This is a genomic window from Bradyrhizobium iriomotense (assembly GCF_030160715.1).
In the GTDB taxonomy this organism is placed as follows: Bacteria; Pseudomonadota; Alphaproteobacteria; order Rhizobiales; family Xanthobacteraceae; genus Bradyrhizobium; species Bradyrhizobium iriomotense.
Map to the genome: position 1 here is coordinate 136,053 of NZ_BSOW01000013.1, position 11,907 is coordinate 147,959.

Annotated in this window: 14 protein-coding genes; 6 read left to right on the top strand and 8 right to left on the bottom strand. The window is 64.0% G+C overall.

The annotated features are described in order from the left end of the window. Positions 1–8 precede the first annotated feature (8 nt). Both QQL28_RS19765 and QQL28_RS19770 read left to right on the top strand, forming a co-directional pair. Positions 9–1,253: an acyl-CoA dehydrogenase gene (locus tag QQL28_RS19765; protein ID WP_284267931.1), complete on the top strand. Its 1,245-nt coding sequence runs from the start codon at positions 9–11 to the stop codon at positions 1,251–1,253. Between the two features lie 149 nt (positions 1,254–1,402). Continuing rightward, on the top strand, positions 1,403–2,104 hold the full coding sequence (locus QQL28_RS19770) for a nitroreductase (RefSeq protein ID WP_284267933.1): 702 nt from the start codon (positions 1,403–1,405) through the stop codon (positions 2,102–2,104). A 167-nt stretch (positions 2,105–2,271) separates the two neighbouring features. Here the strand turns inward: QQL28_RS19770 and QQL28_RS19775 are convergent, their stop codons facing one another. The 4 genes from QQL28_RS19775 to QQL28_RS19790 form a co-directional block, all read right to left on the bottom strand. Then, on the bottom strand, positions 2,272–2,511 hold the full coding sequence (locus tag QQL28_RS19775; protein ID WP_284267935.1) for a hypothetical protein: 240 nt from the start codon (positions 2,509–2,511) through the stop codon (positions 2,272–2,274). Positions 2,512–2,916: 405 nt separating this feature from the next. Then, complete coding sequence (locus QQL28_RS19780; RefSeq protein WP_284267937.1) at positions 2,917–3,702, bottom strand: enoyl-CoA hydratase/isomerase family protein; 786 nt, start codon at positions 3,700–3,702, stop codon at positions 2,917–2,919. A 12-nt stretch (positions 3,703–3,714) separates the two neighbouring features. Beyond that, entirely contained in the window at positions 3,715–4,824 is a 1,110-nt protein-coding gene (locus tag QQL28_RS19785) for a cyclic nucleotide-gated ion channel (RefSeq protein WP_284267939.1), read from the bottom strand. A gap of 102 nt (positions 4,825–4,926) precedes the next feature. Then, a complete protein-coding gene (locus QQL28_RS19790) occupies positions 4,927–6,432 on the bottom strand; it encodes a TAXI family TRAP transporter solute-binding subunit (protein WP_284267941.1) in 1,506 nt (501 codons plus the stop codon). Between the two features lie 398 nt (positions 6,433–6,830). On the opposite strand from QQL28_RS19790, the gene QQL28_RS19795 reads away from it, so the two are divergent. Beyond that, positions 6,831–7,178: a DUF3307 domain-containing protein gene (locus QQL28_RS19795; RefSeq protein ID WP_284268094.1), complete on the top strand. Its 348-nt coding sequence runs from the start codon at positions 6,831–6,833 to the stop codon at positions 7,176–7,178. 128 nt (positions 7,179–7,306) lie between these two features. After that, entirely contained in the window at positions 7,307–7,705 is a 399-nt protein-coding gene (locus QQL28_RS19800) for a hypothetical protein (RefSeq protein WP_284267943.1), read from the top strand. Here QQL28_RS19800 and QQL28_RS19805 read toward each other — a convergent pair. Both QQL28_RS19805 and QQL28_RS19810 read right to left on the bottom strand, forming a co-directional pair. After that, positions 7,702–8,028 carry a YkgJ family cysteine cluster protein gene (locus tag QQL28_RS19805; RefSeq protein WP_284267945.1) on the bottom strand — a complete coding sequence of 109 codons (327 nt, stop codon included), beginning with the start codon at positions 8,026–8,028 and terminating at the stop codon, positions 7,702–7,704. The genes QQL28_RS19800 and QQL28_RS19805 overlap by 4 nt on opposite strands. 5 nt (positions 8,029–8,033) lie before the next feature. Further along, on the bottom strand, positions 8,034–8,732 hold the full coding sequence (locus QQL28_RS19810) for a helix-turn-helix transcriptional regulator (protein ID WP_284267946.1): 699 nt from the start codon (positions 8,730–8,732) through the stop codon (positions 8,034–8,036). 113 nt (positions 8,733–8,845) lie between these two features. On the opposite strand from QQL28_RS19810, the gene QQL28_RS19815 reads away from it, so the two are divergent. Both QQL28_RS19815 and QQL28_RS19820 read left to right on the top strand, forming a co-directional pair. Then, positions 8,846–9,109 (top strand): hypothetical protein, encoded by a 264-nt coding sequence (locus QQL28_RS19815; protein ID WP_284267948.1) that lies wholly within the window; start codon positions 8,846–8,848, stop codon positions 9,107–9,109. Positions 9,110–9,145: 36 nt separating this feature from the next. Next, entirely contained in the window at positions 9,146–9,874 is a 729-nt protein-coding gene (locus QQL28_RS19820; protein WP_284267949.1) for a glutathione S-transferase family protein, read from the top strand. Positions 9,875–10,237: 363 nt separating this feature from the next. Here the strand turns inward: QQL28_RS19820 and QQL28_RS19825 are convergent, their stop codons facing one another. Next, positions 10,238–11,389, bottom strand: a complete 1,152-nt coding sequence (locus QQL28_RS19825; protein ID WP_284267951.1) for an ABC transporter substrate-binding protein — start codon at positions 11,387–11,389, stop codon at positions 10,238–10,240. Between the two features lie 78 nt (positions 11,390–11,467). Continuing rightward, positions 11,468–11,887 carry an acyl-CoA thioesterase gene (locus tag QQL28_RS19830; RefSeq protein WP_284267953.1) on the bottom strand — a complete coding sequence of 140 codons (420 nt, stop codon included), beginning with the start codon at positions 11,885–11,887 and terminating at the stop codon, positions 11,468–11,470. Positions 11,888–11,907 lie beyond the last annotated feature (20 nt).

Consider the following 11,907-nt stretch of genomic DNA (forward strand, 5'->3'; position numbering starts at 1 on the left):
GAAGCGCCATGAATTTCGACGACACACCGCAGGAAGCCGAGTTTCGTGGCTTGGCCCGCACATGGGTCGACGCCAACGCGCCGAAGGAGTTCGAGGAGGAGCTGTCGAAATCCTCGCTCGGTCGCATCCGGCTTGCAAAACGCGACATGGTCGAGGTCGGCAAGGACTGGCAAAAGAAGAAGTCGGAGGCGGGTTGGGCCTGTCTGCACTGGCCGAAGGAATATGGCGGGCGTGGCGCAACGCCGATCGAGCGGGTGATCTGGCAGCAGGAGGAGGGCGTCTACGGCAAGCTGACGCAGCCGTTCCAGATCGGCGAAGGCATGTGCGGCCCGACCGTGATGGCCTGGGGCAGCGAAGAGGCGAAGCGTCGCTACCTGCCGAAGCTCGCCTCGGGTGAGGAGATCTGGTGCCAGCTCTTCTCCGAGCCGTCCGCCGGCTCCGACGTCGCGGGGCTTCGCACCCGCGCCGAGAAGAAGGGCGATAGCTGGGTCGTCAACGGCCAGAAGATCTGGACCTCGGGTGCGCATTATTCCGACTACGGGCTCCTGATCGCGCGGACCGATCCCAACGTGCCCAAGCACAAGGGGCTCACCATGTTCTTCCTCAGCATGAAGAGCCCGGGCGTCGAGGTGCGGCCGATCAAGCAGGCCAACGGCATGCAGGAGTTCAACGAGGTCTATTTCACCGACGTGGTGATCCCGGACAGCCAGCGCCTGGGCGCCGTCGGCGACGGCTGGAACGTGTCGCTGACCACGCTGATGAACGAGCGCATGTCGATCGGCTCGCGGCTTGCGACCGGCGTGCCCGAGATGTTCGAGTTCTGCTCGAACCTGATGCTGGAGGATGGCCTTGCGATCGACGACCCCGCCGTGCGCTCGAAACTCGCGAGCTGGGCGGTGAAATCGAACGGGCTGAAATATACCAGCTACCGCGCGATCTCGGCGCTGTCGAAGGGCGAGCGGCCGGGCCCCGAAAACTCCATCGGCAAGCTGGTATCGGGCATGATGCTCCAGGACATCGCGGCCTACGCGATGGATCTGCAAGGTGCGGCCGGCGTTCTCACCGGGGTCGACGAGGAGACTGTGCACGGGCAGTTCCAGCAGATGCTGTTGTCCTCGCCCTCGATGCGCATCGCGGGCGGCACCGACGAAATCTTGCGCAACATCATCGCCGAGCGCGTGCTCGGCCTGCCCGGCGATATCCGTGTCGACAAGGACGTGCCGTATAACAAGATTCCCACGAAGGGGCGGTGATCTCGGACTGTAGGGTGGGTTAGCCCCGCGGATTGCGCGAAGCGCAATCGGCTAGGCGTAACCCACCACTTCTGCCGACGCGGAAACAAGAGAGGTGGGTTACGCCTTCGGCTGACCCACCCTACGAAGAGAACAACGCGAGTTGATCCATGGACGCTAAAGTCAACCAAAACGACCGCATCGGCGTGCTCGAAGAGCTCCTCAACGAGCGTTACTCGGTGCGCGCCTTCCTGCCGAAGGAGGTCGATCGCGCGACCATCGCGCAGGTGCTGACGACCGCGCAGCGCACCGCGTCCTGGTGCAACAGCCAGCCCTGGCAGGTCGTCATCGCCAGCGGCGAGGCCAAGGAGCGCTTTCGCAAGGCGATCTATCAGGAGGCTTCCTCAGGCGGTCTCGGTGACAACTACGATTTCACCCCGCCGCGCGAATATGTCGGCGTGTATCTGGAGCGTCGCCGCGAGAGCGGCTTTCAGCTCTACAACACGCTCGGCATCGCTCGCGGCGACAAGGCCGCCTACGCAAAACAGGCGCTGGAGAACTACAATTTCTTCGGCGCGCCGCATATCGCGATCATTCACACCAACGAGCCGCTCGGCATTTACGGAGCGATCGATTGCGGAGCCTACGTCTCGAACTTCATGCTGGCCGCGCAGGCGCTCGGGCTCGGCACGATTCCGCAGGCGGCGCTCGCGCGCCACTCCGGCCTGATCCGCCGGCATTTCAACCTGCCCGACGACCGCCGCGTCGTCTGCGGCATCTCGTTCGGCTATGCCGACCATGCCCACAAGGTCAACAGCTACCGCACCTCGCGGGCGAGCGTGGCTGATACGGTGACCTTTGTGGACGAGTGATCCCCGCTCCCCGATGCAACCCCTGTAGCCCGGATGAGCGAAGCGATATCCGGGACCAGCGATTCCCCGGATGTCGCTTCGCTCATCCGGGTTACTCATCCTGGTGAGCTATGAACGACGAAAGCCCCGATCGTCATGATCGGGGCTTCGTGGTCGGACGTTGTCACTCAGTAGATCCCGTACGCGCAGACGTTCACGATGCGCACGCGCGGGCCGTGGCGGGTGGGCACCACGCGCTCCTGGTAGCAGCCGCTCACGCCGGTGTTGACATAGAGGCCGCCATGGCCCCAGCCCCAGCCGGGACCCCAGTGATGATGGAAGCCGTGGGCCGACGCGGCGCTGGGCGCGAGGGCGGCAACGCCGAGCGAACCGGCGGCGACGAGACCAAGGACAAGCTTGCGAAACATTCTCTTCTCTCCAGTGTGGCACGAAGCCGTTGTTATGTCCCTGCATCTCGGTCGGCATGACTCCGAAACGCGTTCATGCGCGCGCGCAGGAATCGTGTTTCAAGATTGTTTCGTGAGGAGAGACGGCGGGAGCTCAGGCCTTGCGCGCCACGTAGACTGCATCATGCGACGCCTCGATAGCGTGCGATGGCCGCGCCCCAATCTCTACTCGTCGTCCCGGGGCGCGCAAAGCGCGAGCACGGGACCCATAGCCGCAGGATTGAGTTTGGCGAAGACTCGTGACCACGATCTCGTACCCCAACCACTCCCTGTGGTTATGGGTCCCGGCGTTCGCCGGGACGACAGCGAATTTGCGGTGCGCTCTCGCTCTCCTGACGTCCTGCAGCCTGCGGAAGTCGAATCCGCTCAAAACCTCGGCGGCCGCTTTTCCGCAAAGGCCTTGATGCCTTCCTTGATCTCGTCGCCGCGCATGCTTTCGCGATGGCGGCGGTCGGCGGCTTCTTCGTCGAGCGCACCGCGGGCGAATTCGTTGATGGCGCGCTTCATGCCGCGCATCGCGATCGGCGCGTTGCCGGCGAGGATGTTGGCGAGCTTGTCGACTTCCTCGTCGAGAAGCTCCGGTGCCACCATGGCGGTGAGATAGCCGATGCGCAGCATCTCCGGCGCGCTGATCTTCTGCGCGGTCAGGAACAGCGTCTTGGCGTTGTCGACGCCGAGCCGGGTCACGTAACGCTTGATGCCGCTGGTGTAGTAGTGCAGTCCAAGCCGTGCAGCCGGCATGAACATCTCGGCGGTGTCGGCGCCGATACGGAAGTCGCAGGCGAGCGCAAGGTCGGTCGAGCCGCCATAGACGCCGCCGTTGAGACGGCAGATCGTGGGTACGCCCAAATCCTCCAGGCGGTTGACCACCACCTCGAACGCCGACCCGGCGCTCTGCTCCTCCCTGGCGCTCACCGCGCGCTCGGCCACCGAATTGAGATCGTAGCCGGCGGAGAAGGCGCGCCCGGTGCCGGTCAGCACCAGCACGCGGATCGCTGGGTCGGCCTCGATCCGGTCGAACAGCTTCAAGAGCTCGCCGAGATCTTCAGCCTGCAACCGGTTGAGATGCCTCGGCCGGTTGAGGCGGACGGTGGCCCGCGCGCCATCGATGTCGAGCAGGGGCGTGCTGGCAGACTCGGCCGCATCCGACATTGCTGTCTCCATTCACTTGTTTTCGAGCGCGCGGCGTTTGGCTTCGGCATCGATGGTTTCGGCGAGATCGGGATGCCGCGCCATCAGCACACGGAAATCGACGAGGTCGAGCACGAGCAGCCGCGAGACCTTCACGGTCGTGACGTTGGCACCGCGCACATTGTTGCCGAGCAGCGCCATCTCGCCGAAGAACGCGCCTTCGCCGAGCGCCACCTTCTTGCCGGGAAGATCGACCTCGACCTCGCCGGAGGCGATGAAATACATGCAGTCGCCCTGCGCGCCCTTCCTGATGATCATGGTGCGGGCCGGCAGGTCCATGGTGCGCAGCATATGGGTGACGTCGGCGATCGCGGACGGTCCGAGAGCGGCAAAGAACGGCACCTTGCTGACGGTCTCCCAGGTCTTGAGGAAATTGTCGCGCCGCGTCTCGGCGGCGAAGCCGGTCGCCAGAATACCGGTCCAGAGGCCGAACACGCCGAGGCCCGAGATCATCACCAGCGCGGCCACAATCCGCCCGAGCGGCGTCACCGGGACGACGTCGCCATAGCCGGTCGTCGTCAGAGTCACCACCGCCCACCAGAGTGCCGACGGCACGCTGCCGAAGGTCTGGGGCTGCACGTCGCGCTCCAGGAAATATTCAGCAACGGAGGCGAGGAACACCACCATCAGAAAGATCACGAGCACGCTGAGCAGCGGCCCCGATTCCAGCACCAGCACGCGGCGAAGCTGCCGCAGGCCAGGGATGCCAGGTATGACCTTGAGCACCCAGAGCACGCTGAGCAGCCACGCCGTCTTGGATTCGACGCCCAGCACCAGCGCGACGGGCACCGCCAGCGCGCCGATCGCATCGACCAGCCCGCTCGAGGACAGCATGTAGAGCTCCAGCCGCTGCTGGCTTGCCATGTGGCGCAGCCGGACCAGCCATTCGAACACGAAATAGGCGAGGCACGCCCACAGCAAGGCGCTCGCCCCGTGATGGGCGGCTTCATGGGTCGGATCGACCGTCAACAGCGTCATGGTCACGACGCCGACCGCAACCGCGACATAGGCCGCTTTGGTCATGTTCCGGCCGGCCGTCGCGGCCACGAATTTCGCCAGAGCTGATATCAACGGCTTGGACATACGGGATTGCGGTCCGGTGTTGGCTGGATTGCCGGTCCCGGTTGGGACTGCCGCGCCAAAGTGCCTGCGCCGGCGGGGGCCGTCAACGACAGGACGCTGATCTCACGCGCTCTGTGCGGTCTTCACCACCACAACGTTGGTGTCGTCATGCGCGGCGGCCTCGCGCGCGGCCTTGTCGGCGTCGCCAGCGCGCTTCTCGGCGTCGCCAGCGCGCCTTTCGGCGTCGCCCGCGTTTCGTTGCGCATCGCCTGCGTGCCGCTTCAGATTCTCGCGCCGCATGCCGATCTCGTCGCGGACGAATTCATAGCCGAGCTTGAATGTATCGAGCCCGTCGGTACTGATCGTGCCGTCTCTTAGTCCCACCACGGCTGTGCGCAGGATCGCCTCGAGCTCGTCCGCCAGGCACTCGAGCTCGTCGAGCGAATGCGCATGCTCGACGCGCTCGCCGACATCGAGGATGGCCGTGGAGAGCTCGCTGGCCTTCTCCGGTGCGATCCTGGTGATCTTGGCGTAGATCGCCGCGAAGATCGAGCCGATGACGCTGAGCGCGCCGGCGCCCAGGTACATCATGTCGCTGTACTTATCCATGAACGACTTGGTGTCGTCGTTGATGTAGTCGGCCGCACCCTGCTGGGCCATGACGAAGGCGTCCTTGTCGGTCGATGCCGGCTCGATCCGGGTGGCGAAGCCGCTGTCGAGCCCGAGCTCCGACTTGTTCTCGTAGATGATCCGCGCGAGTTCGCCGCCGGTGCTCCCCGACATCTTCGATTGTGCGACCAGCAGCCATTCGAGCCCGATCGTGTCGAGGTCGTCGTCGGGAATTTCCGGCGAGGCCGACAGCGTGCCCGCCGTCAAGGTCTCCTCGGAAATGCCGGGAATCTTGCGCGCCAGCGCCTTGGCCTCGTCGATGGCGTTCAGCGTGAAGCCGCCGCGCTTGGCGACCTGCTCATAGGCTTTGTCCCGCACCGCTTTCGAGGCATGGACGATGGCGATGACAGCGGCATAGCCGCTGGCGGGCGCCAGCAGCTTGTCCAGTGTTGCGCCCTGCGGCGCCATCTGCACGCGCGCGGCGGCCTCCGGCGTGTCGGGGACGTCGAGGATGCTGCGGACGAAGGCGAGCGAAGAGTCGTTCTCGGCGCGCACCGCGACCTTCTTCTTCTTCAGTTCGGCGAGCGACTTGACCTTCTTGTTGCCGGGGCCGAGCAGAAGCACGAGATCGTGCTCGAGGATCGCGAGCGCGCGCGCCCGCGACGGCACCTTGCCGTCGGTGCGCAGGATGGCGAGATCGGCCTGCTTGCGGTCGAACTGGACAAGCGCCTTGGCGTTGTCAGGATTGTTGACGATCTTGATCCGGAACCGCGAGGCGTCGTTCCTGAGCACGGTGGCGAGCTTATTGGCGAAACGCGCCTCGTCGCTGTTGGCGTCACCGACCGCAAAGGTCAGGGTCTCCGAATTGCGGAGCATGGCCCGGCCGCCCCAGACGGTGGCGAGCGACAGGATCAAGGTCAGCACGACATAGAGCACAACCTGCTGCTGATTGGTCTTGATGACCTTCGGGCGCGGCGGTGGGGACTGCTCGGTCGATGACATCTGGCCTTCAGCACTCATGGCTGGCCTTATCCCGTTGCCAGGCGGCGGCCGGCTTGCCGGCAAAGACCGTCCGAAAATTCGTAAACGCCTGAAAAAAGTACGATAATCCTCTACCTCCGGATGATAGCCCCCCGGCGGCAGAATGCAAATTTCGAGCCGCGGGTAACGTTACCGCGAGGGGGCGGTGGCGACCGGTTCCTATCGTCGTTCGGCCACACCTTGCGATTTTCCGGTTCCTTCCGGGGTGCATTCCACCGCGAGAAATGTCATAAAAGCGCGATCTCGGCGATTTGGCCGGGCCCAAGAAGAAGTCGCACTGAACGCTCCATTTTTTCTTCCACGTTCAATGAGGGCGTCCAGCTTTGTCGTTTCCACCCATGTCATCGGCGGTTCCGGTCGAAGCGCTCATTGGCTGGATGCTGCTGCTCACCTTCAAGCACATCATCGCCGACTTCGTGCTTCAGACCGCCTGGATGGCGCACGGCAAGGACCAGAAGCATGGCTGGGCCCTGCCGCTCCTGGTGCACTGCCTGGTGCACCTTGCGGTTGCGCTGCCGCTGATCCTGATATTCGCGCCAAAGTTCTGGTTCGTCGCCGTGATTGATTTCGCGATCCACATCACGGTCGATCGGGCCAAGGGATTCGTCTCGGCCAATTTCGGCGTCAACCAGGAGCACCCTTGGTTCTGGACCCTGATCGGCGTCGACCAGGCGCTGCACCACCTCACCGGATTTGGGCTGTCGATTTTCATGGCCGCGAACTGAGCCCGCCGGCTTCGGCGGCGTTCCGATTCGCAAAACCGGGCGCAAGACACCCGGAACACTCCGGCCCGTGTGGTTAACCTTTCGTTAGAGAATTGCGCTGCATCTTCGGCATAAGACGGAGAATCGCAATGTTTTCAAGCCGAGACGCCTACGAAAGCGATTTCTGCCCGGTCCGCGAAGAGCTCCTGGGCGAGATGTATCGCGCCAGCGAAAGCGGCCTGCCGAAACTGGTTGAGAGTGTTGCCCCCGAGGCCCGCGCCAGGCTGGCCTTGTTCTGCTACCGCCGCAGCCATCTGCATTCGCTGGCGGTCGCGATCGCGGCGACCTGCACGGAGCGCGAACTGATCGAGAGCGGGGGGCGCGTCGGCTCCACGCTTTACGCGCTGTCGCGTGAAAGCACGGCCAAGGCATCGCCGTCGCTGTCGGGCAGCCGCAAGCCGATTACGCTATCGACCAAACCGCTCTCGGTGCTTGCGCCGCTCGAGGACGAACTCGACGACGATCTCGTTGAAGCCGTTCCCGCCTAAAGCGTCACATCGATCACCGGCAGTCCGAACTTCCGCCGCGCCATCGCGCATTCGGCATCGCCAGGCATGCAGGTGCGGCACACCTCCGGCCGCACGGCATAGATGCCGCAGGCGGTCGCATCCCCGATCTTCCCTTTCAGCGCCGAACAACGATCGCCGTCGCAGCGCATGCCCGATTGCCGTTCGTTGACGAAGGCTTGCGGGATCAGCGCGAGCTCCTCGTCGCTCTCGATCGAGAAGCGCGGCCAGTTCACCGAGTAGGCGCAGCAGGCGCCGCAAGCCTGGCAAAGCTGCGACAGGTCGGTCGTGGAGTTCTGGTCCATGTCGCTCAATTGTCCTTCGGCTGACCCCACACGAGGCTCTGCCGCCACTTGGCGCGCAGCACGTCACGCCGCTCGGGATATCTCTCGTCGAGATAGGTCGCATCTACCACGCGGTCGGTGCGGAAGCTGCGGAAATCGTTGCGCAGCTCGCACCAGGCTGCGAGCAGCCGCACCGCCTCGAGATAGCCGACCGCGATCGGCCAGATCGTGCGCTGGCTGTCGCGGCCCTGCTCATCGCGATAGCGCAGCGTGATCTTCTTGCCCTCATGGATCTGCGTGCGCGTGCGCACCATGTCCATGCGGTCGGGTTCACGATTCCAGCTCGGTCGCGCGCGGCTTGCCGGCTCCAGCACGAAGGGACGCAGACGCTCGGGCACGGTGTCGGCGATCTTCGCCATCAGGTCCTCGGCGGCGCGCGCCAGTGCCGTGTCGGCGTGGCCGGCTACCCATTGCGCACCCAGCACCGCCGCCTCGATCTCGTCGGGTGTCAGCATCAAAGGCGGCAGGTCAAAACCCTTCTCCAGGATGTAGCCCATGCCGGCCTCGCCGCGGATCGGCACGCGCTGGCCGATCAACGTTGCGATGTCCCGATAGACAGTGCGCTTGGAGGTCTCGAGCTCGGCCGCGATCGCGTCCGCGGTCAGCGGTTTGCGGGTGCGCCTTAAGACCTGGATGATCTGAAACAGCCGGTCGGCACGTCTCATGACACGTCTTCCGATTTGGCGCCGTTTAAAAAACGGCGCGCGGATGCTGACAGGATGTTGGCAGCAGGGGAGTTCTATACCGGGACAACACTTCGAATGAAGAGGATTTGTCCATGATGCTTCCCACCACCTTCAGCCAGGCGAGCCCGCTGTGGCGGGTGCAGGCCTTGCTGCAAACCTTCACTCTTGGCCGTCTCGGTGTGTTCGATCTCATCTTCGTCGACCTCCGTCTCGCGATTGTCGCTCTCGTGGCACGCTCGCTGCTCGGGGCTGCGGACGCCGTGGTTAGCCACGTCATGGCCCGCGCCTGGCAGGGGGCCCGTTTCGCGCAGGATATCACGGCTGCTGCCACCATGGTGGCAGCAGCCGGTCGGTAGGTTCCAACAACTGTTTCGGGGATCAGGAGCAATAGCATGATCACGCTTTACGGCTTTGGCATCGGCTTCGGCCTGCCGGAAATCAGCCCCTTCGTCACCAAGACGGAGGTGCAGTTGAAGATGGCAGGACTGCCCTATCGGAAGGAGCGGGCGATGCCGCCCGCTTCGCCCAAGGGGCAGTTGCCGTTCATCGACGACGATGGCGAGGCGGTCGCCGATTCCACCTTCATCCGGGCGCATATCGAGCGCCGCTATGGTTTCGACTTCGATGCCGGGTTGTCGTTGCAGGAGCGCGCGCAGGCCTGGGCCTTCGAGCGCATGATCGAGAGTCATGTCTACTGGGCGCTGGTCGGCGCACGCTGGGTGGACCCGGTCAATTTCGCCAAAGGCCCGGCGCATTTCTTCGACGGCGCGCCGGAGCACAATCGCGAGAAGCTTCGCGAGGACGCGCAATTCCGCGTCGCCGAGAACTATCTGCTGTCAGGGCTCGGCCGGCACGCGCCCGATGACGACGTCGATCTCGCCGTGCGTTCGCTGTTCGCGCTGTCGGTGCAGCTCGGCGACAAGGCTTATCTGATGGGCAACAAGCCCTGCGGCGTCGATGCAACCGCCTTCGGCGCGCTCGGCGGAATTTTGACGCCATTCTTCGAATCCAGGTTGCGCGAGCGGGCGGAAGAGTTTCCGAACCTCAGGGCGTATGTCGATCGCATGATGGACCAATACTATCCGGAGTTCGCCTGGACGAAACTGCGAGAGGCGGCTTAAGCGTATATTGCTTCCACGGGCTCGCTGCACCTCGCCCGCTTGCGGGGGAGGTCGGCGCGAAGCGCCGGGTGGGGGCTCTCTCGGTTAAAGCATGATCCGGAAAAGTGTGAAACGGTTTTCCGAAAAGATCATCCGCAAACAACAACCTAAAGCGCGATGATGATTCATCCTAATCTCATCGCGCTTTAGGGGACTTCCTCGGCAAATCTCGAAAAATCCCTACGCGGAGGCACCCTCACCCCAACCCTCTCCCGCAAGCGGGAGAGGGAGCGCGCCGACACCGTGGCTACAACTTGATCTCAGCAGCAAAAGAAAAGAGCCGGCCCGACGGGCCGGCTCTGATCGTTGGAATGATCGGCGCGCTTACTTCACCAGCTTGTACTTGCCGTTCGTCACCGTGAGCAGGATGCGTGAGCGCTCGTCGAGGCCGTAGCGGTCCTTTTCGGTGAAGTTGTAGACGCCCTGGCTCGCCGCCAATTCCTTCTCCGACAGCAGGGCCTGGCGGATCGCTTCGCGGAATTCCGGCGTGCCGGGCTTGGCGGTCTTCAGCGCCGTCGGAACGATGCGCTTGAGAAGCTCGAAGGCATCGTAGGAGTGGCCGGCGAACTGGCTGCGGCTGTTCGGGCCGTACTTGGCTTCATAGGCGGTGTTGAGCGCAAGGCCCGGCTTCTTGGTCTGCGCCTCGTCCGGCTGGTCCTCCGGATCCATCACGGGCCCTGAGGCCATCAGCACGCCTTCCGCCGCTTTGCCGGCGATGCGGATGAAGTCCATGCTCGCCGCGCCATGGGTCTGATAGATCAGGCCCTGATAGCCGCGCTCGCGCAGCTCGGTCTGCGGCAGCGCGGCTGCGGTGCCGGACGCGCCGACCAGGATCGCGTCGGGATTGGCGGCGACGAGCTTCAGCACCTGTCCGGTCACCGACGTATCGGGACGCGCGAAGCGCTCCTCGTCGGCGATGGTCATGCCCATCGGCCCGGTCTGCGCCTTCAAATCATTGAACCAGAGGTCGCCGTACGAATCCGAATAGCCGATATAGCCGATGGTCTTCACGCCCTTGGACTTCATGTGGTCGTAGAGCACCTTGCCCACGATCGGGATCGGCTGCGGCATCGCCACCGACCACTTCATGCGCTCAGGCGTGATCGGGAAGGGGGCGAGGCCGAAATGCGGAATGCCGGCTTCGTTCGCGACGTTGGAAACCGCGATCGTCGGCGGCGTCAGCGCCGAGCCCATGATGATGTCGGCCTTGGATTCCGTGACGAAGCGGCGCGCGTTGGTGGTCGCGGTGGTCGGGTCGCCGCCGTCGTCGAGCACGATCACCTTCAGCGGCACGCCGGCGATTTCCTTCGGCACGAACTCCAGCGCGTTGCGCTCGGGAATGCCGAGCGCCGCGCCCGGACCGGTCGTGGTGGTTGTGATGCCGATGGTGATTTCGCTGGTCTGGGCCATCGCGGGCAGCGCCGGCAGGGCCAGTGTTGCCGCTGTTATCGCGGCGCTCAGGTAAAAGCGTTTCATCTATTCCTCCCTTTAGGTGTGTCTTTGAAAGCAGACTTTGTGATCGAATTCAGCCCCGTCTTTGGGCGGTGCGGCGATTTAGCTCCCGGTGAACTTGGCGACCATCTCCGACGGAAACGGCGCGGATTTCAGCTTGTCGGGATTGGCCGGGTCGCGGCGGACGAGAACGCGGGTCTCGAAGGCCTCGATCGCCAAGGCCTCGCCCTTGTAGACGTCGTGCTTCACCTCGAAGCTCGAGCGCTTGATGCTCTCGATTCTGGTCTCGATGGTGATCCAGTCGCCATGGGTCGAGGGGATGTAGAACTTCGCCCGCGTGTCGACCATGGGAATGCCGACCAGGCCGTATTTGTGGACCAGGTCCTGTTTCGAGAAGCCGGCCTTCTCGAACAGCACCGAGGTCGAATCGTCGAACATCGAGAAATAGCGCGGGTAATAGACGATGTTGGCGGGGTCGCAGTCACCCCACTGGATCTGGACGTCGCGCCGATGAACGAACATGCGCTGGCCTTGCTGTCGTT

Bases quoted from the DNA above. Each gene is read 5' to 3' on its own strand.
- QQL28_RS19820 (WP_284267949.1), top strand. From the start codon at position 9,146: ATGATCACGCTTTACGGCTTTGGCATCGGCTTCGGCCTGCCGGAAATC.
- QQL28_RS19815 (WP_284267948.1), top strand. From the start codon at position 8,846: ATGATGCTTCCCACCACCTTCAGCCAGGCGAGCCCGCTGTGGCGGGTG.
- QQL28_RS19810 (WP_284267946.1), bottom strand. From the start codon at position 8,732: ATGAGACGTGCCGACCGGCTGTTTCAGATCATCCAGGTCTTAAGGCGC.
- QQL28_RS19790 (WP_284267941.1), bottom strand. From the start codon at position 6,432: ATGAGTGCTGAAGGCCAGATGTCATCGACCGAGCAGTCCCCACCGCCG.
- QQL28_RS19825 (WP_284267951.1), bottom strand. From the start codon at position 11,389: ATGAAACGCTTTTACCTGAGCGCCGCGATAACAGCGGCAACACTGGCC.
- QQL28_RS19800 (WP_284267943.1), top strand. From the start codon at position 7,307: ATGTTTTCAAGCCGAGACGCCTACGAAAGCGATTTCTGCCCGGTCCGC.
- QQL28_RS19805 (WP_284267945.1), bottom strand. From the start codon at position 8,028: ATGGACCAGAACTCCACGACCGACCTGTCGCAGCTTTGCCAGGCTTGC.
- QQL28_RS19830 (WP_284267953.1), bottom strand. From the start codon at position 11,887: ATGTTCGTTCATCGGCGCGACGTCCAGATCCAGTGGGGTGACTGCGAC.
- QQL28_RS19765 (WP_284267931.1), top strand. From the start codon at position 9: ATGAATTTCGACGACACACCGCAGGAAGCCGAGTTTCGTGGCTTGGCC.
- QQL28_RS19770 (WP_284267933.1), top strand. From the start codon at position 1,403: ATGGACGCTAAAGTCAACCAAAACGACCGCATCGGCGTGCTCGAAGAG.
- QQL28_RS19775 (WP_284267935.1), bottom strand. From the start codon at position 2,511: ATGTTTCGCAAGCTTGTCCTTGGTCTCGTCGCCGCCGGTTCGCTCGGC.
- QQL28_RS19785 (WP_284267939.1), bottom strand. From the start codon at position 4,824: ATGTCCAAGCCGTTGATATCAGCTCTGGCGAAATTCGTGGCCGCGACG.
- QQL28_RS19780 (WP_284267937.1), bottom strand. From the start codon at position 3,702: ATGTCGGATGCGGCCGAGTCTGCCAGCACGCCCCTGCTCGACATCGAT.
- QQL28_RS19795 (WP_284268094.1), top strand. From the start codon at position 6,831: ATGCTGCTGCTCACCTTCAAGCACATCATCGCCGACTTCGTGCTTCAG.